The organism is Kribbella sp. NPDC050124 (assembly GCF_044460355.1).
GTDB lineage: Bacteria > Actinomycetota > Actinomycetes > Propionibacteriales > Kribbellaceae > Kribbella.
The window spans coordinates 80702-101990 of the sequence record NZ_JBITJU010000030.1 but is presented as its reverse complement, the minus strand read 5'-3'; the positions used below and the strand labels follow the sequence as shown (position 1 = coordinate 101990).

At 66.0% G+C, this 21289-nt stretch carries 18 protein-coding genes; 1 reads left to right on the top strand and 17 read right to left on the bottom strand.

Annotation, left to right across the window (positions count from 1 at the left end; translation table 11 throughout):
- Nucleotides 1-72: 72 nt before the first annotated feature.
- From ACIBL3_RS41455 to ACIBL3_RS41440, 4 genes are all read right to left on the bottom strand, one after another.
- Nucleotides 73-1932: a family 78 glycoside hydrolase catalytic domain gene (locus ACIBL3_RS41455; protein ID WP_396359483.1), complete on the bottom strand. Its 1860-nt coding sequence runs from the start codon at nt 1930-1932 to the stop codon at nt 73-75.
- A gap of 187 nt (nt 1933-2119) precedes the next feature.
- Nucleotides 2120-2389 (bottom strand): hypothetical protein, encoded by a 270-nt coding sequence (locus tag ACIBL3_RS41450; protein WP_396359482.1) that lies wholly within the window; start codon nt 2387-2389, stop codon nt 2120-2122.
- A gap of 487 nt (nt 2390-2876) precedes the next feature.
- Nucleotides 2877-5033, bottom strand: a complete 2157-nt coding sequence (locus tag ACIBL3_RS41445; RefSeq protein ID WP_396359481.1) for a (Fe-S)-binding protein — start codon at nt 5031-5033, stop codon at nt 2877-2879.
- A gap of 44 nt (nt 5034-5077) precedes the next feature.
- Complete coding sequence (locus ACIBL3_RS41440) at nt 5078-6724, bottom strand: glycoside hydrolase family 13 protein (protein WP_396359480.1); 1647 nt, start codon at nt 6722-6724, stop codon at nt 5078-5080.
- A gap of 144 nt (nt 6725-6868) precedes the next feature.
- Here ACIBL3_RS41440 and ACIBL3_RS41435 point away from each other — a divergent pair, with 144 nt between their 5' ends.
- Nucleotides 6869-8251, top strand: coding sequence for a GH32 C-terminal domain-containing protein (locus ACIBL3_RS41435; protein ID WP_396359479.1), 1383 nt, complete (start codon nt 6869-6871; stop codon nt 8249-8251).
- Nucleotides 8252-8259: 8 nt separating this feature from the next.
- Here the strand turns inward: ACIBL3_RS41435 and ACIBL3_RS41430 are convergent, their stop codons facing one another.
- From ACIBL3_RS41430 to ACIBL3_RS41370, 13 genes are all read right to left on the bottom strand, one after another.
- Nucleotides 8260-8871 carry a DUF1349 domain-containing protein gene (locus ACIBL3_RS41430; protein WP_396359478.1) on the bottom strand — a complete coding sequence of 204 codons (612 nt, stop codon included), beginning with the start codon at nt 8869-8871 and terminating at the stop codon, nt 8260-8262.
- Between the two features lie 73 nt (nt 8872-8944).
- Nucleotides 8945-9739 (bottom strand): DeoR/GlpR family DNA-binding transcription regulator, encoded by a 795-nt coding sequence (locus ACIBL3_RS41425; protein ID WP_396359477.1) that lies wholly within the window; start codon nt 9737-9739, stop codon nt 8945-8947.
- 214 nt (nt 9740-9953) lie between these two features.
- On the bottom strand, nt 9954-10739 hold the full coding sequence (locus tag ACIBL3_RS41420) for an inositol monophosphatase family protein (protein WP_396359476.1): 786 nt from the start codon (nt 10737-10739) through the stop codon (nt 9954-9956).
- A 12-nt stretch (nt 10740-10751) separates the two neighbouring features.
- Nucleotides 10752-11708, bottom strand: coding sequence for an electron transfer flavoprotein subunit alpha/FixB family protein (locus ACIBL3_RS41415; RefSeq protein WP_396359475.1), 957 nt, complete (start codon nt 11706-11708; stop codon nt 10752-10754).
- A 29-nt stretch (nt 11709-11737) separates the two neighbouring features.
- Nucleotides 11738-12523, bottom strand: coding sequence for an electron transfer flavoprotein subunit beta/FixA family protein (locus ACIBL3_RS41410; protein ID WP_396359474.1), 786 nt, complete (start codon nt 12521-12523; stop codon nt 11738-11740).
- A 26-nt stretch (nt 12524-12549) separates the two neighbouring features.
- Complete coding sequence (locus tag ACIBL3_RS41405; protein WP_396359473.1) at nt 12550-13983, bottom strand: aldehyde dehydrogenase family protein; 1434 nt, start codon at nt 13981-13983, stop codon at nt 12550-12552.
- A gap of 2 nt (nt 13984-13985) precedes the next feature.
- Nucleotides 13986-14876: a dihydrodipicolinate synthase family protein gene (locus ACIBL3_RS41400; protein ID WP_396359472.1), complete on the bottom strand. Its 891-nt coding sequence runs from the start codon at nt 14874-14876 to the stop codon at nt 13986-13988.
- A 71-nt stretch (nt 14877-14947) separates the two neighbouring features.
- Nucleotides 14948-15589, bottom strand: a complete 642-nt coding sequence (locus tag ACIBL3_RS41395) for a PolC-type DNA polymerase III (RefSeq protein ID WP_396359471.1) — start codon at nt 15587-15589, stop codon at nt 14948-14950.
- Nucleotides 15568-17391: a putative nucleotidyltransferase substrate binding domain-containing protein gene (locus tag ACIBL3_RS41390; RefSeq protein WP_396359470.1), complete on the bottom strand. Its 1824-nt coding sequence runs from the start codon at nt 17389-17391 to the stop codon at nt 15568-15570. The genes ACIBL3_RS41395 and ACIBL3_RS41390 overlap by 22 nt, the downstream gene beginning before the upstream one ends.
- A gap of 5 nt (nt 17392-17396) precedes the next feature.
- Complete coding sequence (locus ACIBL3_RS41385; protein WP_396359469.1) at nt 17397-18098, bottom strand: GntR family transcriptional regulator; 702 nt, start codon at nt 18096-18098, stop codon at nt 17397-17399.
- A 54-nt stretch (nt 18099-18152) separates the two neighbouring features.
- Complete coding sequence (locus tag ACIBL3_RS41380) at nt 18153-19187, bottom strand: proline racemase family protein (RefSeq protein WP_396359468.1); 1035 nt, start codon at nt 19185-19187, stop codon at nt 18153-18155.
- Nucleotides 19188-19670: a hypothetical protein gene (locus tag ACIBL3_RS41375; RefSeq protein WP_396359467.1), complete on the bottom strand. Its 483-nt coding sequence runs from the start codon at nt 19668-19670 to the stop codon at nt 19188-19190.
- Complete coding sequence (locus tag ACIBL3_RS41370; RefSeq protein ID WP_396359466.1) at nt 19670-21283, bottom strand: GMC family oxidoreductase; 1614 nt, start codon at nt 21281-21283, stop codon at nt 19670-19672. The genes ACIBL3_RS41375 and ACIBL3_RS41370 overlap by 1 nt, the downstream gene beginning before the upstream one ends.
- Between the last annotated feature and the right edge of the window lie 6 nt (nt 21284-21289).

Here is a 21289-nt window from a genome sequence, read left to right as displayed (position 1 = left end):
CAAACATCAACACCAACACCTGCGCCCAGCCGTCGTCAGCAACCTCAACGACGTACGCCGACCACCAGGTCGTCATCCAGAACGACGGTCAACACTAGTTCCTTGTCCGGCCGCCGGGAGGTCGGCGAACAGACTTCGTGCGTCGTCCCAGTACACGGCCCGCAACTGCGTCCATCGAACTCTCGCCTCTTCGCTCAACGATGCGACGCGGTCGCTGTCGCCCACCTGTTCGTGCAGCCGGGCGGCCGAACGTAAAGCAAGGACGAACATGTAGTCCAACGCGGCGTGTTTGCGAGCGGAGTGCGTGGAGCGATCGACGAACTCGTAGCTCCAGTCAATGAGATTCCAATGTCGGTCAGGAGGGAGGATGACATGGTCAGGTCCGACCCAGGATCGGAAGGTATCAAGGATCGCATCGATCTTCGGGAGGAAGCCCACGACGAACTCGGAGCTTCCCGTATAGAGCAGGAAATCCTCGAGGATGAATGTCACATAGAGGTTGGCAGCCGGCAGGACCAGCCAGTCGGGTGGCCGGACGTCTCCCAAAGCGGGAACATCACCGGCCGGAGCGACGGCAGGAACGAGGCCGTCGTCGCGCACTTGAGAAAAGAGCAGCCGCAGGCAACGTTCGGTGAGTCTGCCGTCACCGAACGCCTGCAGCGCGCTCAGGCTCTCGACCGGGACATCTGTCAGCCACAGCGCGTTCTCGCGCCATGGGCAGTCCACGAAGACATCCGTAGCACAGGACTTGAGCGTTTCGACGCAGGCGTTCCACACCTGGTTGAGCCTGGCGTCAGTGCACGAGAACGCGGCACGATCGACGTAGGGAAACCGCCGTTGAACCGCTCGGACCTCATGCAGGGTTACCGGCCCAGCGGCATCGCGGAAGACCAGTTCGACGAGCCTGAAACCGCGACGGCCGAAGATCCCAGTGACGGTTTGGCGGCTGCCAGAAAGGATGTGCCGGTCGGCGAACCGGTAGTCACCCGCGGCCGTCGACAGTCGCCGATTGCGGTTGAGCTGTTCGTCGTAGCCGAGATCGAGAACCGTGCCTCTCGGCGCGGTCACGGCGATCTCGACCGCCCCGTTGACAATCTCACCGAAGTCGATGATGAGGCCTACACCACCAGCCGCCGGCGGGCGCTCCAGTTCGATGCTTCGGGACGGCTCCTGCAGCAGGCCGCTCACCCCGGGAAGTGACAGGTTGGAGTGAGGCTCGGTCGCCAGGTTGCCGGCTATGCTGGCCTGTCCGTCCTCTGCTGGAACGGAGAAGACAGTCCGGACTGCGCTGGGACGGACCCGTTGGTCGGTCAGAAAGGGAATATCACGCGGGAACAGATCCTTGTCGATGCGGACGGCAGCGGCAGCCGTCCAACCCGCCGCCACGTCACCACCGACGGACCATGACGGGGCCAGGTCCGCGTGATTCTGCCATTCTGTAAAGCCGATCTGGAACGTGTACATCTCGACGTCGGGTCGCCAGCCGGGCATCAGGCAGACCTGCCACCGGGCATCAGTCGCTACGTCGTCGCCATCATCGAGTTGGGCAATGACGGCAGGCGCTTGGGGCGACGCCTGGAACGTCGGCGTGTTCGGCGAATGGGCGGCGATGGCGATCCAGTTTTCGCCGTCTTGCAATAGCTCGGTAACGTCATAAGTATCGAAATACGTAACCGCCGCCGTGCCGCGCACAGGGCCTCGTCCGGCGAGCGCACCATTGACGTAGAGAAGGTAGCTGCTCTCAGCCCCGATATGCAGAACCGAACGCCGTGGTCTGGACGAACCGAGCCTGAACGCATGCCGACAGAGAAAGGCCACGTTCGTCGCCCCCTCGGCCACGCTCGGGCCGATCCAGTTCGCGCGCCACCCAGGAGGTTCCTCGACCGGCCACACCTGGCGCACCCGCAAGTCGAGAGGCGATGACATCATCATCTCGCTCCTGGCGCCGCGTCGTAAACGGCCTCGCGCAAACGCGAAAGTTGGATGGGACGGTCCTCCTGGCACGACATCTCTGCGCCAAGAGCCGTGATCACGGCTTCGAGTCCCTCCCGCAGGCCGGCCGACGGTTCGATGGCGCTCCCGGCAGCTTGGATGACTGCTTGTCAACCGCGCTCTGTGATCAGGCGGCGCGATTTGCGCCGGCGATCGCGTCCAGGCGCAGCGGTCTGCCGAAGTAGCGCATCTCGTTCAGCGTCGGGCAGATCCAGCCGCCCTCGAGATTCTCGTTCCAGGCATAGATGAGGACGCTGTTGGCGGCCGTGTTCGACAGGTGGATCTTGGTCCAGTTCACCTGGCTGAGCTCCGGGCAGCCTGTGCCACGGCCGGTGTGAACCTCGAATGCTTCCTCGTCGACCATGGCGACATCACACACCCCGCCGAAGGTGACCACTGGATCGATTGGATCTCGGACTGGGTGCGCGTGGGAGAGGCGCTGGGAGCCGACAAGTTCGCGTTTCTGCCGGGAGCCAAGAGCCCACGAGCGCAACGATCTCCAGGAGCGTCGACGGACTGAGGACCCTGGCAACCCGTCATGAAGGGGCGCGCCTCCTGGTGGAGAACTGGCGGAACCTGCTGAAAGACGCACAGGTCACGCTGGGGGTCCTGAAGCGATGTGAAGGGTGAATCGGATTCCTCGCTGACTTCGGCAACTGGACCGGGCCGGGCAAGTACGACGAGCTCGCCCAGGTCGCCGGCTTCGCAGAAAGCTGCCAGGCGAAGGTCCGCACCTTCCCGGACGGATCGATCGACGCCGAAGACTTCACCGCGCGCCTCAACGTCATGGATTCGGCCGGATACACAGGTTCGCTGTCCCTCGCCTATGACCGTCATGAGGGAGACTTGTGGAGCAAGTTGGACGAGGTCTATGCACTGATTCGCTAGTTCTCGCCGCGTTTGACGGAGGCCAGCAGGAGCTGGGCGACGTCGGCGACCTCGACGGACTCGCGGGCGGAGCCGTCGGCCTGCTTGGCGGTGAGGCCGTCGGACAGCATCACCCGGCAGAACGGGCAGCCGGTGGCGATCTTGTCCGCGCCGGTCTCGACCGCCTCGGTGGTCCGGTTCAGGTTGATCCGGCTGCCGATCTTCTCCTCCATCCACATCCGGGCGCCGCCGGCGCCGCAGCAGAAGGACTTGGTCTGGTTGCGCGGCATCTCGGCGTACTCGGCGCCCGGGATGATGTCGAGCAGCTCGCGCGGGGCGTCGTACACCTGGTTGTGGCGGCCCAGGTAGCACGGGTCGTGGTAGGTGATCTTCTGGCCGTTGAGTGAGCTGTCGGCCGGGGCGACCGGGGTCAGCTTGCCGTCGCGGACCAGGCGGTTCAGCAGCTGGGTGTGGTGGATGACGTCGAGCTCGACGCCGAGCTGGGAGTACTCGTTCTTCAGCGTGTTGAAGCAGTGCGCGCAGGTGGAGACGACCTTGCGTACGCCGGTCTCCTTGAAGACCTCGGCGTTCTGCATCGCCAGCTGCTGGAAGACGAACTCGTTGCCGGAGCGCCGGGCCGGGTCGCCGGTGCAGGTCTCGCCGTCACCGAGGACGGCGAAGCTCACGCCGGCGATGTTGAGCAGCTCGGCGACGGCCTGCGTGGTCTTCTTCGCGCGGTCCTCGAAGGCGCCGGCGCAGCCGACCCAGAACAGGTACTCGACCTCGTCCAGCGACTCTACGTCCGAACCGACTTGCTTGACCTCGAACGGCAGGTCCTTGGCCCAGTCCATCCGGCCGGACGGGTTCATGTTCCACGGGTTGCCCTTGTTCTCCAGGCCCTTGAACAGCCCGTTGAGCTCGGACGGGAACGAGGACTCGATCAGCACCTGGTAGCGGCGCATGTCCATGATCGCGTCGACGTGCTCGATGTCGACCGGGCACTGCTGCACGCAGGCGCCGCACGACGTGCACGCCCACAACGCCTCCTCGTCGATGACCGCGACGTCGGCCGGGCCGACCAGCGGCTTGTCCTGCTCGGCGAGCACCAGCTCGGGCAGCGACTTGCGGGTGTCGTCGTCACTGGCCAGCAGGTACGGCGCCTTGGCGTACGCGTGCTCGCGCAGGTTCATCATCACCAGCTTGGGCGACAGCGGCTTCTCGGTGTTCCAGGCCGGGCACTGCGACTGGCAGCGGCCGCACTCGGTGCAGGTGGTGAAGTCGAGCAGGCCCTTCCAGGTGAAGTCCTCGACCTTGCCGACCCCGAGGGCCGCGTCCTCGTCCAGCTCCTCGATGTTCTCGAAGTCGATCGGCGCCCCGTTGACCATGATGGGCTGCAGGGCGCCGAGCGCCGTACCGCCGGAGGCTTCGCGCTTGAACCAGATGTTCGGCCAGGCGGTGAACCGGTGCCAGGCGACGCCCATGGTCGCGTTCAGCGAGATGGTGATCATCCAGGCGAACGAGATCAGGATCTTGACCATCGCGACCAGGTAGACCGCGTTCTCCAGCCCCTGCTCGCTCAGCCCGCCGAACAGGCTCTCGCCGATGAAGAACGTGCCGGGGAAGTGGAACTTGTCGCCGGCGCCGAGTTGGTACTCCAGGCCGCGTAGCAGCAGGATGCAGACCAGCACGCCGAGGATCGTGTACTCGACGTAGTACGCCTGCCAGGCGCGGGAGCCGAAGAACCGGCTGTACCGGGCCAGGTGACCCTTCGGCAGGTTGAGCAGCCGGATCACGATCAGCCCGATGATCGACACCAGGCCGGTCCAGGTCAGGAACTCCGTCACCCACTCGAAGACGAACCAGTGCCCGATGACCGGCAGCGCGTAGTGCGCGTCGAAGAGCTGGCCGAACGCGGTCACCAGGCTGAGGAACAGCCCGATGAAGCCGAACGCGACGAACCAGTGCAGGATGCCGATGTGGCTCCACTGCAGCATCCGGGTGTGGCCGAGCGTCTCCTTGGCCAGCGTGACGGTACGCTGCCCCGGATTGCCGGACCGGCCCGCGGTGGGCTGACCGAGCTTGATGACGGACACCATGTGCCCGATCGTCTTGCCGAACAACGCGACGCCGACAGCGGCGATCGCGAGCGAGACGACGATGGCGAGGATCTGCATGATGGCCATCCCTCAGTCGAAGTTGGTGGCGAAGAATCGGCTCGTCATCGGGCGAGCCAGACACCGTGGTCGCGCGCAAGGCGATCCGTCACGGTTTGTTTGCTGGCGACCAGGACATGCGCGTCCGCCGGAATTCGCCAGTCTGCGTCCCCGAAGTTGACGACGACCTGGGTCGAGACCGCGTCGCTCCGAATCTCGTACCCGAGGAGGTCCTCGCCCAGCTCGAGTTCGACAACTTCCCCGGCGCCCAGGCCACGGGCCCGCCGTACCCGCAGGAGTGCGCGGTACAGCTCCAGCGTGGATTCGCGGACGCCTGCCTGCTGATCGACAGCCAGGTCGCCGTACGCGGCCGGCTGCGGAAGCCACGCTTCACCGGTCGTGTTGAAGCCGAACGCCGGCGCGTTCTTCGACCACGGCATCGGGACTCTGCAGCCGTCTCGGCCAAGCGTTGCCCCTTCGGTGCGCCTGAAGGTGGGATCGCGCCGAGCGTCAGGCGGTAGATCGACCACCTCGAAGAGGCCTAGTTCCTCGCCTTGGTACAAGTAGGTGCATCCGGGAAGCGCAAGCATCAGCACCGCGGCGGCGCGCGCCCGGCGCAATCCGGCGGCAAGGTCGGCCGGAGGTTCGTCCGCCAGAAGCCAGCTGGTTTCGCGCGAGTTGGTGAAGCCGAGGCGGGTTGCAGCCCGTACGACGTCGTGGTTGCTGAACACCCAGGTGGTCGGCGCCCCGACCGCGGAGGCCGAGCGCACCGATTCGGCGATGCACTCTCGCAACGCCGGAGCGTTCCACTGCGTGGCGAGGAATGCGAAGTTGAAGGCCTGGTGACATTCGTCGGGCCGCACGTACCGGGCGAGGCGTTCGGCCGGTGCCACCCAAGCCTCGGCGACCATCGCAGGTTGATGGTCGTAGGAGTCGAGAACCTGTCGCCAGGTGCGGTAGATCTCGTGGACGCCATCCTGGTCGTAGAAGGGCGCCGTGTTCGTCGGCACCGCGAGACTGACGACGTCCTCCCACGAGCCATCCATGTCAGGCAGGCCGTCGGCCTTCACCAGACCATGCGCGACATCGATGCGGAATCCGTCGACCCCACGATCCAGCCAGAACCGGAGCACGCCGAGGAGCAGCTCGTGTACCTCAGGGTTGTCCCAGTTCAGGTCCGGCTGCTTGCTGTCGAACAGGTGCAGAAACCACTGCCCATCGGGAGCACGGTCCCAGGCCGGTCCGCCGAAATCGGATTGCCAGTTGTTCGGCAGCTCCGCGGAGTCGCGGAACCAGTAGCGCGCCCGCTCCGGCGATCCGGGACCGGCGGCGAGTGCCGCCTGGAACCAGGGGTGTTCGTCGCTCGTGTGGTTCGGAACGAGGTCGAACATGACCCGAATGCCGAGCTTGTGGGCTGTCTCGATCAGCGTCTCGGCATCCTGCACCGTCCCGAACACCGGCTCCACTTCCCGGTAGTCGATGACGTCGTACCCACCGTCGGCAAGCGGCGATCGGTAGAACGGCGAGATCCAGACCGCGTCGACGCCCAGGTCACGCAGGTACGACAGCCGGTCCGTGATCCCAGGCAGATCTCCGATGCCGTCCCCGTCGGCGTCCGCGAACGAGCGCGGGTAGACCTGGTAGACGACAGCGGACCTCCACCACTCTGCAGAGGAGTCGAGTACATCGTCGGGAACTTCGGAGGTTGGCATCGCGCTCCGTTCGTGGGTCCGGCCCGCCAACGCGACCACCCCGGGTGACACAATTGGCGATTGTCGACAATAATGTGCGATCGAGCGCAGGGCAACACCCTGTGCGAAAAGACCGGTCCAGAAGGTGGACCAGGAAGGACAGACATGGACGATCCTCGTCCCCGGATCCACTTCGCGCCGGAACGAAACTGGATCAACGACCCGAACGGGCTCGTCTGGCACGACGGCGAATACCACCTGTTCTATCAGTACAACCCGGCCGGAACGGATCACGCCAACCTCGCGTGGGGGCACGCGGTCAGCCCGGATCTCCTGACATGGGAGGAACTGCCGGTGGCAATCCCGGCTACCGATCGCGAGCAGGTCTTCTCCGGGTCGGTCGTGATCGACCACGAGAACACGGCCGGTTTCGGCGCCGGCACCATGGTCGCGATCTACACCGGATTCGACCCGGAGACGGGGCAGCAGAGCCAGTGCGTTGCCTGGTCGGCCGATCGGGGACGTACGTTCACGAGGTCCGAGTCCAACCCGGTCCTGGACATCGGTTCCACCGAGTTCCGCGACCCGAAGGTGCTCTGGTACGGCGATGCCGGCTACTGGGTGATGGCGGTCGCCCGACCGGAGGACCGGATGATCCAGTTCTATCGAAGCCACAACCTGACAGCATGGACGCACCTCAGTGACTTCGGCGCGGCCGGCTCGACCGAGGGAATCTGGGAGTGCCCCGATCTCTTCCCGCTCGCCGTCGACGGTGAGCCTGGAGCGACCGCCTGGGTCCTGTTGGTCAGCGTCGTACCCGGCGGACCTGCGGGAGGCTCCGCAACGCAGTACTTCCTCGGACGCTTCGACGGTGTCCACTTCGCCGTGGACGACCCCGAGGTGACGCGTTGGCTCGACTACGGCGCGGACTGCTACGCCGCCGTCTCCTTCTCGAACCTCCCGTCCGAGGAAAGGATCGTCATCGGCTGGATGAGCAACTGGGACTACGCGGCACAAACGCCGACTTCGACGTACCGGGGACAGATGACCATCCCGCGGCGGCTCACCCTCGAGCACAAGCAGGGAGAGCTCGTACTGCGCCAAACGCCTGTTGCCGGGGACGTCAAGCAGGCCGACAGCCAACGACTCCAGGTTGCAGCTGCTGAGTGCCTCGGCTCCTACGACATGCCCTGCCTGGTCAGCGCCCGGGTGAAGCGGCAGAACGCCGGCGAGGCCGGGTTCCAGATCGAGTTCGGTCGAGGTGACACGTTCACGGCGACCGTCTCGGCGGCAGGTGTACACGCGGATCGCACCGGGCTCGCAGACACCGGCTTCTCGCCGACCTTCGCAGCGCGACACACCGCCCCATCCGCTGACTGCGAGACCATCTCCGTGCTCATCGACCACACGGCCGTCGAAATCTTCGCGGACGAAGGGCGGGTCGTACTCTCAGAGGTGGTCTTTCCGAGCGGTACCGACCTTCAGCTGTCGGCAATCAGCATCGCGGGTGACACCGTGTTCGAGGACCTGTCCGTCAGACCTGTGTAGTGGCCCGTTCAGGTCCCGTCGCGAACATCGCTGGGGACCGTGCTCGTCAGGCGGATCTCTTCGAAGCGGGCCGTGCACTCCTCACCCCACGGGACCTGCACGAGCAGCCCGACCTGGAGTGATCCGCTGTTGCCGGAGAACCGGAACACGCGGACGAACTCCCAGGTCTCGCCATCCTCGGAGTCATGCATGACGAGTGTTTCGCCCGTACGCATAACCCGCAGGTACCGGCTGCCTACCGGCGCGGGCCAGTGCACGCCGTCGTCGGACCAGCCGTTGGTGACGACCGTGATGATGGACGGATCGCCCCGATGGTTTCGTTCGAAACACACCTTCGCCCAGCGTTCCTCGTCCTGCCACAGCAGCAACGCGCCGGACGACCACCGCCCGTCAGCCACAATGTGGGTGACCTTCGCCGAGAAGGCGAAGTCACCGGTCACCGGAAAGACCGCGGCCGGAGCGTCCGTCACTCTCGAGCTGTGCAGCGGCTCGTGGATCAAGTCGCTGCCTGGCGGAGCCGTCATGGTGAGTGCACCAGCCGCTGCGTCGAGCGACCAGGTCTCCGGCTCGACGAGCCAGCGACCTGCCGGCAGACCGGGGATCTGGACAGAACGTGACATTGCCGATTCCTTCCGACGCGCTGGGCGAATCCCCACGCAGCGTACCGACTGAGCGACCCGCGCGTCGCAAGACTCAGGCTCCGCTCGCAGCGATCTCGGGGCCAACGATCCGCACCTCGACACCGGCCTCGGCGAGCGCCGCACAAGCCTGCGGCGGGGCCATGGCGTCACTGATCACCAGATCCAGCTGGTCGGCAGGGCATACCTTCGCGGGGCCGCGACGGCCCCATTTCGCGCCGTCGATCAGGACAGCGGTCCTTCTCGCGATCGAGATGGCCTGCCGCTTGATGTCAGCTTCAGACGCGTCGACCGCTGTCAGCCCTCCTGCGGCCGACAGCCCGCAGGGACTGATCAGGGCAAGGTCGACCCGCATCGCCTGCAGCGAGGACACGGCCTGAGGTCCGACGAGGTACCGATCCGCTCCACCCGCTTCGCCCGCCGGCAGCACGAGGCGGACTCTCGGCGCGTCCCGCAGGAGCATCGCGCAACGCAGCGACAGCGGCACGACGGTCACCGCTCGCGAGACAAGCAGCTTCGCGACCTCGAGACCCGCAGGACCGTGGTCCAGGACGAGCGATTGGCCGTCGTCGATCAGCTCCACCACCGTCCGGGCAATCGCCTCATCGGTGACGGACGGCCTCCGATCCGACAACAGATACCTCTCGGCATCCTCGAGAATCGCTGGGACAGCACCGCCGCGAACGCGCTGCAGCGCGCCCCGCTCGTGCAGCAGGGCCAAGTCTCGCCGGATCGTCATGGCTGACGATCCGGTCAAGGACGCCAGCTCGTCGATGCTCACTTGGCGGCTGTTCCTGACCCGCTCGACGATGAGGCGAAGCCGCTGCTCGCTATCCACGCGGACAGCCATGCCGCGAGCCTGTCAGCAGCGTGTCCTTCAGGCTCTGATCGCGGCGCCGTCCACGCACGGGGAAAGCGACATGGCCTTCCACGAACGACTTGTGCAATTGGCCGAGAGCAACCGCCTGTGGCGACTGTACGGCGCAATCCTGACCGAGACCCTCATGCTGATCCACACGGAGCGGGGCGTTCACATGTCCTCCCGAACCGAGATGGCCCACCACTCAGACCGGTCCTGAGACTGAGCCGAGCTGGGTCCGCAGCTGGATCACGACATCCTTGGCGCCTGCGATCACACTCGGCTTTCCGCCAACGCCGACGAAGTCGTGCCAAACGCCACCCGCAGCCGGTACCAGCGCCCGTCCTGCGGCATAGTCCCATTCGGCCAGGCCGAAGCCGACGAAGGCATCGAGCCGGCCGGTCGCGATCGCCAGAAAGTCACACGCCGCCGATCCCGATCTCCGAAAGTCCCTGATCCTGGGAATCAGCTCACCGATCCTGGCATGTGCATGCACGCGGAGTTGAAGGTCGTACGGGAAGCCAATTCCGATGAGTGCGTCCTTCAGCTCCGTGGTGCTCGAGCAGCTCGGCTCTCCGGAACTGGCACTGATCCCCGCGGTCCCACCGACCAGCCACTCGTCGTCCATGGGCCGGTGGATCGCCGCGGCAACGACCTGACCTTCTACCTGAGCCGCGACTGCGACGGCGAAGTCGATCCGGCCGTGGACGAAATTGGTCGTCCCGTCCAGGGGGTCCACTAGCCAGCGCACGCCGGTTGTGCCGGGATGTTCACCGGTCTCCTCGCCGAGTACGGCGTCATCCGGCCGACGCCGTCGAATCACGCCGAGAACCGCGGCCTCGGACGCCCGATCCACATCGGTGACCAGATCGTGCCCGGCCGACTTGGTGTCGACACCGAACCCGGATCGCGCGGCCAGCCGCTCCCGGATCACGCCGGCGCCCGCGGCGGCAGCCTCCCTGGCTACGTCGGATAACGCCTGTACGGTCATTGCGATCCCTTCTCAGCTCTGTCGTTCCTCGACCTGCTCGGTCGCCGCCGGGAGGACCGTGTGCAGGTCACCCACGACGCCGAAATCGGCCAGTTCGAAGATCGGCGCTTCCGGATCCTTGTTGACGGCAACGATCGTCTTCGACGTCTGCATGCCCGCACGGTGCTGGATAGCTCCCGAGATACCAGCCGCGACATAGAGCTGCGGCGCGACCGTCTTGCCGGTCTGTCCGACCTGATAAGCATGCGGGTACCAGCCCGAGTCCACCGCGGCCCGGGAGGCGCCGACCGCGCCGCCGAGGGCATCGGCCAGAGCCTCCACCGGCCCGAAGTTCCCCGCCGTTCCCCGACCGCCTGAGACGACGATCGCGGCCTCGGTCAACTCCGGCCGGCCCGAAGCCTGTCTCGGCTCGGACGCGGTGATCCGCGCACCCTTGGCAGCATCGGAAATCACGACATCGACCGCCTGCACGGTGCCCGCGCCGTCGATGGGCTGGGCGTCGACGGCGTTCGGCTTCACCGCGATCACAGGCGTTTCGCCCAGCACCTTCGTACGGACCGTGTAGTTGCCCGCGAACACTGATTGCGTCGCCACCGGACCAGGCTCGAGATCAACCGCGTCGGTGATCAGACCGGAACCGAGCTTGACCGCCAACCGGCCGGCAATCTCCTTCCCCGCGGCGGATGCCGACAGGAGGACCACCGCCGACGGTTCAGCACCGACCCGGACAGCAACCTGAGCCAGCGCCTCCGCAACCGGAGCGACGAGGTAGCCGTTGATCTCGGCGTCATCGATCGTGTAGACCTTCTCCGCGCCGTACGATCTCAACGCCGCGATCGCATCACCGTTGGGTCGACCGATGAACACCGCCGACGGCTCGCCCAGACGCCGAGCCGCTGTCAGCAGTTCGTGGGTCGTCTTCCGGACTGCTCCGTCGACATGGTCGACGAGCACCAGCACTTCCTTCACTGTTTTCACCAAGCCTGTCTCGAAAGCCGTCACACGAATTTGCCGGCCGCAAGAAAGTCAACCAGCGCCTTGGCACCCGAGCCATCGTCGTCGGTCACGATTTCGCCCTTGCTCCGTGGCGGGCGAGCCGCCACGCTCTCGACCACGGTGCGCGCAGCCGCGAGCCCGACCTGGCCGGCGGAGATCCCGAGATCGCTGAGGCTCCGCGTCACGATCTCCTTCTTCTTGGCGGCCATGATGCCCTTGAACGACGGATAACGGGCATCTCCGGACTGGTCCGTCACGGACACCACGCAAGGCAGGCCGGCTTCCACCGTCTCGGTCGCGACGTCCGAGTCCCGCCGAACGACCACCGTGCCGCCGTCGAGGCTGAGCGCCGACGCGAACGTGACGCCAGGTACGCCCAAGCGCTCGGCCAGCATCGCCGGGACAACGCCCATCACCGCGTCGGTCGAGCCCATCCCGCAGATCACCAGATCGTGCGGGATGGTCTTGACGGCTTCGGCGAGAACCAGCGATGTGGCCGGCGCATCGGAGCCCGCGATCGCGTCATCGACCACGTGAACCGCGCGGTCGGCACCTATCTGCAGGGCCTTGCGAGCCGCGTCGATCGCGTTCTCCGGCCCAACTGTCAACACGATCACCTGGGTGTCGTCGTCGCGGCTCTCCTTGATCCGGAGCGCCTGCTCGACGGCGTACTCGTCCAGCTCCGACAGCAGACCATCGACGCCGGCACGATCAACCGTGAAGTCGTCCTGGAAGCGCCGTTCGGCGGTCGCGTCGGGGACGTACTTCAAACACACGACAATGTTCACTGAAACCTCTCGGTTCTGCAGTTCTCTCAGTCGAGACTGACGACGACCTGCTTGAGCCGGGTGAACTCCTCCAGCCCGGCGGCGCCACCCTCCTTGCCGTAGCCAGAGGCACCGAAACCGCCGATCGGAACCTCAGGACCGACGGCCATGTGGTTGTTGACCCACACATTGCCGAACTCCAGCTCACGCGAGACGCGCAACGCCCGGCCGACATCCCGTGTCCAAACCGAAGCAGCCAGTCCGTAAGGCGTGTCATTCGCGAGCCGGAGCCCTTCCTCCTCGGTCGAGAAGGTCTGCACCGTCGCCACCGGGCCGAAGATCTCCTCCTGCACGAGATCATCGGTCTGATCGAGCCGTCCGATGAGCGTGGGGTTGAAGAAGTAGCCAGCCCCATCGGGCGCGTCACCACCGACGATCAGGTCCGACGTGGCCGGCCTGCTCTCGACCAGCTTACGCACGTGGCCGAGCTGAGCCTCGCTGATCAGCGGGCCCAACCGCGTGTCCGGATCACCCGCGTCGCCGAGCTTCCAGGTCTGCAGATGCTCTCCCAGCTCCCGGACCAGCTCGTCGTAGATGCCCTCAGCGGCCAGGATGCGCGTACCGGACATGCATTCCTGACCAGCGTTGAAGAGGACAGCGTTGGTCAGCGTCGGAAGCGCCTTGTCCAGATCAGCGTCGTCGAAGACGACCACCGGCGCGTTCCCGCCCAGTTCGAGAATCAGTCGCTTCGGTCCGGCAGCCGCCAGCTCGGCGATCCTGCGTCCAGCCCGCGTGGATCCGGTGAAGGAAATCAGGTCGATGTCCGGGTGCCGTACCAGGGCTTCACCGACGGTCGTGCCGCGACCGTGGACGATGTTCAGCACGCCGGGCGGCAGGATTTGCGCCGCCAGCTCCACGAATCGCGTGGTCGACAGTGGCGTGTTCTCGGCCGGCTTGACGACAACAGCGTTGCCGGTGGCAAGGGCCGGAGCGATCTTCCAGACCGCTTGCCACAGCGGGAAGTTCCACGGCGTGATCGCGGCGACGACACCGACCGGCTCCCGCCGTACGAGAGTGGTGTTGTTCTCGATGTACTCCCCCGCGGTCGGCCCGCTGGAAGACCGGGCCGCGCCGGCGAAGTAACGCAGTGCGTTGAGGATGCCAGGAAGTTCCTCCTCGCGTGCCGTCGTGTAGGGCTTGCCTGCGTCGAGGCTCTCGATCCGGGCGAACTCGTCCAGGTTGTCACGCAGCAGGTCGGCGAGGCGGTGCAGGAGGTCGGACCGCTCTCCCGGGGTTGTGCGCCGCCACGTGCGAGCTGCCTCCTTGCCAGCGCGCACCGCCTCGCCGACTTCCTCCACTGTCGCCTCGTAGAACTGCGACAGCTGCTCTCCAGTGGATGGGTTGATGACTGGTACGACCCGATCGGTTCCACCCCGGACGGGCTTGCCCCCGATGAAACTCGTGACGTCGAGGTTGCTCATGATCAGGCCTTCACGTGCAGCTGGAGCTTCTTCAGGATGCCCTCGAGCTCGGTACGCCGCTCGTCGTTCAGCGCCGCGATCGGCGCACGGGACGGCCCGGCCGAGACACCGAGCGCGTCGAGCGCACCCTTGACGCCGGCCACGTAGCCGCCGGACACCAGGAACTGCATGAGCGGGAAGATGGTGTCCCATTCGCGCTTGGCCGTCGCGACGTCGCCCGCCAGGATCGAGTTGTAGATCGAGACGAGCTCGGGAGCGGCGAAGTTGCAGGCACCGACGATCGAGCCGGCGCCGCCCTCGAAGAACGTGGCGAAGAACAGGGTGTCCTGGCCGACGAACGTCGTGATGACCTCGGCATAGTCGTGGATCAGCCGACCGGCCTGCCCGAAGTCACCCGTGGTGTCCTTGACGTACTTGACGTTCGGGCTCTTCGACGCGAGGTCCGCCAACTCGTGCGGGAGCAGGTTCACCCCGGTCGCCACCGGCAGGTTGTACACCATCACCGGCACGCTGACCGCATCGGCGATCGCCCGGTAGTAGGCCTTGACCTCGTCCAGGTCGAGCGGCTCGTAGAACGGCGCAACGGCCATCACGGCCGCGGCTCCGGCCGCTTCGGCGTGCTTCGACAGCGCGATCGCCTCGCTCGTCGCCAGCGCACCGGTGTGCGCGACGACCGGCACCCGGCCACCGGCCTGGTCGATCACCGTCTCCACCACAAACCGCCGCTCGTCGGTGGACAGTGCTGCGAACTCACCGGTGGATCCGCACGGAACCAGACCGTGGATACCACCGTCGACGGTGCGCTCGACCAGGGTGCGCAGGCCGCTTTCGTCCACCGCGTAGTTCGCGTCGAACGGCGTGGCGACAGCGGAGAAGACACCGCGCAGGCTCATGGGAAGACCTCCAATTATTGGCGATTGTCGACAATCGTGCCCCATGTTTCGCCGGTTGGCAAGGCCCCGGATCAGCCAGAAATCCCGAGCAGTTCCTCGACAGTCAGAGCGCCGAGCTGCCGCTCGAGCCTGGTGGCCAGCACGATGAACACCTCAGCGGTGGTCATCGCGTCGCCCAGTGCGTGATGAGGCGTATGGACCGGGAGCCGCAACTGCAGTGCCAGTCCCTCCAAGGAAGGCTCACGCTCCCCTGCCTGGGCGATCTCCAGTCGACGTGCCATGGCGGCCGTGTCGACCAGGCGATCGGGCAGTCGCTCCTTCAACGGCTGCAACGCCCTGTTCAGAAAGGCTCGCTCGACCCAGGCAGCATGAGCGACGATCGCCGACCCGACAACCTGCGCACGCAGCCGCGGCAACACCTCAGCGAATGGCGGGGCAGCCGTCAGCTCCTCGGCCGTCAGCGAATGTACGCACATCGCGCTCTCGGAGATCGGGCGGCTCGGCCTCGCCACCTCGTAGAACGAGCGACTGCTGATCCGCCCCATCTCCACGATGGCCACGCCCACCGACACGATCTCGTCGCGGTTCAGATCAAGCCCGGTCGTCTCCACGTCGATGACAGCGAACGTTGTCTCCCGCCAGAGCCCTCGCTCCGGACCGTGCCACGGATGCGTACGACGCAGCGCGGTCCTCAGCCGATGCGGGACAACCATTCCGACTCCAGCCTGGACTGGACCCGCGAGATCGCCCGAAAGGCCTCACGAAGGTATCGACGGGTCAGCGAGTCGAGGCCCTTGGGATTCAGGTACGTCGATGCCGCGCGTCCGGAGCGGATCGCCTCGATCTCGTGACGGAACAGCAGCTCGAACATCTCGCGATGGGCGCCACGCAGCGTGTCCGATTCGTCCTGGGTGAGCAGGCCGGCCTGTGCGCCGTACGCCAGCCGGTCTTGGGTGGACGACACCGGCATCCTCGTGGTCACGGCGATCCATCGGCCGAGCCCGACGACCGGCGCAAGTCCGCCCCGCTTGAGATTCAGTTCCCCTTGGTGCTTACCGCCGGCCTCGACCACGAAGTCACGGACGAATCCCGTGGGTGGCCGAACGGCAAGCGCCTGGTCGAGCATCCGTTTCAGGAACGATTTATTCGTGGTCAAAGCACCGATGGAGCCGAGCAGCGCACGTCCTGTCTGCAGTCCGGTGATCGGGCGGCTGTCGGTGACCATTGCCGACAGCAACAGCGCGCCGGGGCCGTCCGGCCTCGCGATCCAATGCTGAGCGGACGCGAACCACGCCGCGCGGGACCGATTGAACAGTGGATTGCTGGCGTTGGCGCCGTCCGGGCAACGCGCCAGGCCGCACTTCTCCACGTTCGTGATCACCGACTCCGCTGCATCGACCAGACGCCGCGGGTCCCGTAACGGCCCGTCGGCGAGCTGCTGCCAGACCAAGGCGGTATCGACGTCCGAACACGGCAGTGGTTCACGGCGACCGAGCGAACCGAGCACCAGCCAGGACGTGTCGTACTCCGGATCGTCCCCACCGAAGGTCGGTTCCAAGGCCACACAGCGCTCGACGATGGCCTCGATGATGACCCCGAGCAGAGCACTCGTGCGGTCGGCCGGCAGCCCGGCCTCGAACAACTCGATCGCCGTCGGCCGTAGCAGCGCGCCAGCCGCAGCGAGATCGTCGATGCCCGCCGCCTGGTCGATCGCAGATCGGATCCGCAACGGATCCCGCACCTCTACCGAGGACAGGTCGAAGACCCGGGCGATGCCGACCGCGCGGCCGTCCGGCTCGACCACGACGAGATGGTGGACGCCGTGCATCAGCATTTCGAGGAACGCGGCCGAGACCGTCGTGCCGACGTCGACGACACGGGCCGGTGATGTCGCGATCGCACTCACCGGTGCGTCCACCGAAACTTCGCCGGTCGCAACCAATCGTCGGCAGTCGCTGTCGGTCATGATCCCGAAGCCGTCCTGCACCGGGAAGATGACGCAGGATTGACCGCTCTCGGTGATTGCCCGGGCAGCCTCTCTGATCGGCGTGTCGGGACGGCACCAGGCCGGCGGGCGCATGAGGTCGCGGACCGGTCGGTGCCCAGCATCGTTCGCGACCGAGGTCAGCCGGTCACGGCTCACCATCGTGTTGTAGTGCGCGAAGGTCAGGCGCTCCGGATGTTCGAGGATCGAGCGGGGATCCGGGAAGCGGTAGCACAGCGTTTCCGACACCGCCACGACCGACAACGGCGGTGGGAGGCCGCTGAGGACCGAGATATGGCCGAAGGTGTCCCCCGCCCCCAACTCGTCGACAACGCGGCTTCGGTCCACCACCTGCACCGATCCTGTCCGTACGACGTACAGGTGATCGAGCTGCGGCTGATACGCCTGGACGATCACCGTTCCGGCAGCGAAGAACTCGACCTCCACACATCGCCCCAGCCGCTGGAGATCAGCAGCGTCCAACCGGTCGTACGGGGCTTGTTTGCCGAGGAAGTCGATGTACTCCTGCACGGAACTCAGCCCACGGCTTGCGGGGGTTCGTGCGCCCCCGCCGGCGCGTTGGCCTGGTCCGCGATCTCAGCTCCCGGAGCGGAGTGGACGTGGTGGGCCAGCTCGTGCCGGAAGACGTCCATGTCGCCCTCGAGGGCAATCTCCGCGAGCCGCTCGTGCGCGACCGCGATGTCGTCGAGGTTCTGGTACGAACGGTGGTCGGCGGCCAGGAACAACCGCAACTTGGTCTCCCACCCGGTCCACATGTCCAGGAGTACGCCACTGCCGGAGCATTCGTAGAACAGACTGTGGAACTGCAGGTGGGCGTCGATGCTGGCCGGAATGTCGTTCTTGCGACCCGCGACGTGCATCGCCTTGATGGTCGCGAGCATCCGCTTCTTCTCGGTCGCCCTGAGTGCGTCCAGACTGAGCTCTGCGGCATAGGGCTCGACCAGGAACCGGACCGCCGCGATCTCCGCGATGGTCTCGGGACTCACCTCGGCGACAAACGCACCCTTGAAGCGGTACCGGGCGACCAGGCCCTCTTCCTCGAGCTTGGTCAACGCCTCGCGCAGCGGAGCCCGGCTGGTGCCCATGTCGGCCGCGATGTGGGCCTCACGCAGCTGGCTGCCGCCGGGTAGGGACCCGTCGAGGATCGCATTCCGCAAAATGAGATACACATCGTCGGAGTTGGTCCGCTGCTCGAGCGGTTCGAACCGTAGCGTCATGGGGCCGCCGTCTTCCGTGTTGTCGTTTGTCGACGATTCTAGCCACCGGCTCGATCAGGGCTCGCTCGGCCAAGTGTCTCCCAGCGCGTAGCCGGTCGGGAAGGGGTCGGTCGGGTCGAGGCCGACCTGGCACATTTCGGTGATCCAGGCCTGTCCGGTGACTGATGGCGTCACGGCGGGCACACCGCCGACAGTGGTGGTCTCGACGATCCGGGAGCCGAAAACGCTGCCGATGATCGACTCGTGCACGAACTCTTCTCCGACGCCGATCTCCCCTCGGGCATGCATGACCGCCAGCCGCGCCGACGTCCCGGTGCCGCACGGCGACCTGTCCAGCCGTCCGGGCGACACGATCACGGCGTTCTTCGATGTCAGCACGCCGTTCTCGCGCCGCATCGGTCCGGTGAACTCGGTCTGTGTGATCCCGGGGAACTCCGGATTCACCGGATGGACCGCCTCGAGCTGTTCAGCACCCGCCGCCTTGAGCCTCTGGCCGACCTCGCACAGCTCGCGCCCCTCGGATGGATCCAGGTCGAAGCCGAGCTTGCCCGCATCCGCGAGCACATAGGCCATCCCACCCCAGGCAACGTCGACAGGTACAGAGCCGATGCCCTCGACCTCGATCGTCGCGCCCAGGTGATAGACGAACGCCGGTTGGTTGACGAACGTGACACCGGTGACCTTGCCGTCCTTGCAATCACACCGGACCCGGATCAGCCCCGCGGGCGCTTCGAGAACCAGGTCTGTGACCGGTTCCGACATCGGCAGGATCCCGGTCTCCAGCAGCACGGTCGACGTACAGATCGTGTTGCTCCCGGACATCGCCGGGTATTCCGTGGACTCTGCGATCACGTAGCCCATGGACGCTTCCGGATCACTGCTCGGAACCAGGATGTTGACGCAGTGCGTCACTCCACCTCGTGGCTCGTGCAGAAGCAACCGCCGTACGTCGTCACGGTTGGCCTCGATGTACTTCATCTTCTCGAACACCGAGCCGCCGGGGACGTCACCGAAGCCGCCGACGAGCACCTTGTTGATCTCACCGCCGGCGTGAGCTTCGACGACGTTGAAGACACGACTCCAGCGCATTCAGTCCTCCTCGGGTGGCGATACGTAGAAGTGGCCCCGCTGCAGGACAGGTTCGAGGATTCCGTCCATGATCTCGTCGATGGCTTCCTCGGGACGGGCGATCTCACGACGCTGCCCGCCGTACCCGATCGCCTCGCGAACCGAGGGCACCATGAGGTAAGCCCCGCCGAGAACGGCAGAGAGCACTTGGAACGCGTCGGCATCGGAGGCGTGCAGATCCCGCAACCAAGCGAACAGGTCATCGGCGCCGGCGGTCGCGGCGACAGCGGCCACGACCTGGTCGAAGCTGTCGGATCTCGTCGCCAGAGCAATGTCGAGCTTCTCGGTGAATTCCGGGCACCTGCTCGGCGGCTCGGCCCGATCGGACGGGCCGCAGAGTGCGTCGGCAAGGGCGACAAGCGTGCCCCGTTCTTCGTCCGTGAGCGGCCGCGGAAGCGTCGTACGAGGCGGCGGAACCGACAGCCGGGTGGTTGACGTGGACATCACTGGGCCTTCCTGTCCTTGGCAGTCTCGGCGACGTGCTGACCGACACGGAGCGCCAGGGCGGCGATCGTGCAGGTCGGGTTCGCCGAGCCGCTGGTGACGAAGATGCTGCCGTCGGCGATGAAGAGGTTGTCGGCGTCGTGGGCCTGTCCGAACGAGTCGACCACCGACGTACCTGGATCGTTTCCCATCCGGGCGGTGCCGAGCAGATGACCTGGCTGATCGATCCAGAGCTCGACCGGAACAGTCGTCGTGGCTCCCGCCACCTGGTGGAGCTCCTCCATCTTCTCCACCGAGAACCGCAGCAGCTTTCGCGTGTTGTCGCTGATCCGGTAGTGGATCGATGGAGCCGGAATGCCGTGCGAGTCCGTCAGCTCGGAGTGGAGTGCGACGAAGTTGGTCTCGTCGGGAAGATCCTCGGTGTTGGCAGCCCAGAGGATGCCGTTGCGATGGGTCGCCGCTGTCTCCAGGAAGTTGGATCCCCACACCGAGTCGAATCCGAGCGGCCGTTGTGTCTCCACGGCGTTGAGCGGCCCAGGCGTCGGCAGGGCATGCAGCTTGATGCCTCGCACGAAGTCGTGGTCCGCCCTCGTGTCGTAGAACTCCAGGCTATGGATGAGCTGACCAGCAGGACCGCGCCAGCTCTCCAGATCGTCGTCGTAGAACCCCGTGACACTGGCGTTCGGATGCAGCATCAGGTTCTTGCCGACCAGACCTGACGAGTTCGCCAGTCCGTTCGGATGCGTCGCGGATTCGGACAGCAGCAGCATGCGTGCCGTCCCGATCCCGTTCGCGCACAGCACTACGGCGTTTGCACGCTGGCGGTGCTCGTCACCGTCGCGATCGACCCACGTGACGCCGGTGGCGCGACCGTCCGATCCGGTCTCGATACGCCGGACACGGGCGCCGGTCACAAGGGTGGCACCCGACCGCAGGGCGTGCGGCCAGTAGGCGACATCGAAGCTTGCCTTCGAGCTCTCCGGACAACCCCACTCACAGGTCCCCCAGCGAGCGCACTGCGCCAACTCCTTGAACTTCTGGCTCGCGATCGCGTTGGTTCCGGGCCACCAGTGCCAGCCGAGCTTGTTGCACGCCTCGGCCGCACGACGGCCGGCCTTGCCCAGCGGGTGCGGCGGCAGCGGATAGTCGAGGCCATCCGGGTACGCCGTGTCACCGCCGAGGCCGGAGACTCCGATGAAGCGGTCGACAGCGTCGTAGTACGGCGCGAGATCCTCGTACCTGATCGGCCAGTCATCGGCCAGGCCGTCGAGGGTCCGTACCCGGAAGTCGGACGGCAGCAACCGCGGCCACTCAGCGCCGTAGTAGATGCTCGATCCACCGACGGCGTTGAACATGACCGGCCACATGTCGGAGTCCTCGACGCCGACCGGATAGTCCGAGGGCAGCTTCCGCACATTCGGGTCGTGGGCCCACTGGTGCTGGATCTGCAACTCCCACTGTGGATTGTTCGCGGGATAGTCGGTGGGGTTCACCCAGTCACCCTGCTCCAGGCAGACGACCTTGAAGCCTCGCTCGGCCAAGGTGTGCGTCACCACGGAGCCTGAAGGGCCGGCCCCGACAACCACGACATCGGCGATCTCGTTCTCGACCATGTTCGT

What these genes read in the sequence shown, in the direction of transcription:
- ACIBL3_RS41455 (WP_396359483.1), bottom strand. Translation starts at nt 1,932, where the DNA reads ATGATGATGTCATCGCCTCTCGACTTGCGGGTGCGCCAGGTGTGGCCG.
- ACIBL3_RS41445 (WP_396359481.1), bottom strand. Translation starts at nt 5,033, where the DNA reads ATGCAGATCCTCGCCATCGTCGTCTCGCTCGCGATCGCCGCTGTCGGC.
- ACIBL3_RS41440 (WP_396359480.1), bottom strand. Translation starts at nt 6,724, where the DNA reads ATGCCAACCTCCGAAGTTCCCGACGATGTACTCGACTCCTCTGCAGAG.
- ACIBL3_RS41435 (WP_396359479.1), top strand. Translation starts at nt 6,869, where the DNA reads ATGGACGATCCTCGTCCCCGGATCCACTTCGCGCCGGAACGAAACTGG.
- ACIBL3_RS41430 (WP_396359478.1), bottom strand. Translation starts at nt 8,871, where the DNA reads ATGTCACGTTCTGTCCAGATCCCCGGTCTGCCGGCAGGTCGCTGGCTC.
- ACIBL3_RS41425 (WP_396359477.1), bottom strand. Translation starts at nt 9,739, where the DNA reads ATGGCTGTCCGCGTGGATAGCGAGCAGCGGCTTCGCCTCATCGTCGAG.
- ACIBL3_RS41420 (WP_396359476.1), bottom strand. Translation starts at nt 10,739, where the DNA reads ATGACCGTACAGGCGTTATCCGACGTAGCCAGGGAGGCTGCCGCCGCG.
- ACIBL3_RS41405 (WP_396359473.1), bottom strand. Translation starts at nt 13,983, where the DNA reads ATGAGCAACCTCGACGTCACGAGTTTCATCGGGGGCAAGCCCGTCCGG.
- ACIBL3_RS41400 (WP_396359472.1), bottom strand. Translation starts at nt 14,876, where the DNA reads ATGAGCCTGCGCGGTGTCTTCTCCGCTGTCGCCACGCCGTTCGACGCG.
- ACIBL3_RS41395 (WP_396359471.1), bottom strand. Translation starts at nt 15,589, where the DNA reads ATGGTTGTCCCGCATCGGCTGAGGACCGCGCTGCGTCGTACGCATCCG.
- ACIBL3_RS41385 (WP_396359469.1), bottom strand. Translation starts at nt 18,098, where the DNA reads ATGACGCTACGGTTCGAACCGCTCGAGCAGCGGACCAACTCCGACGAT.
- ACIBL3_RS41380 (WP_396359468.1), bottom strand. Translation starts at nt 19,187, where the DNA reads ATGCGCTGGAGTCGTGTCTTCAACGTCGTCGAAGCTCACGCCGGCGGT.
- ACIBL3_RS41375 (WP_396359467.1), bottom strand. Translation starts at nt 19,670, where the DNA reads ATGTCCACGTCAACCACCCGGCTGTCGGTTCCGCCGCCTCGTACGACG.
- ACIBL3_RS41370 (WP_396359466.1), bottom strand. Translation starts at nt 21,283, where the DNA reads ATGGTCGAGAACGAGATCGCCGATGTCGTGGTTGTCGGGGCCGGCCCT.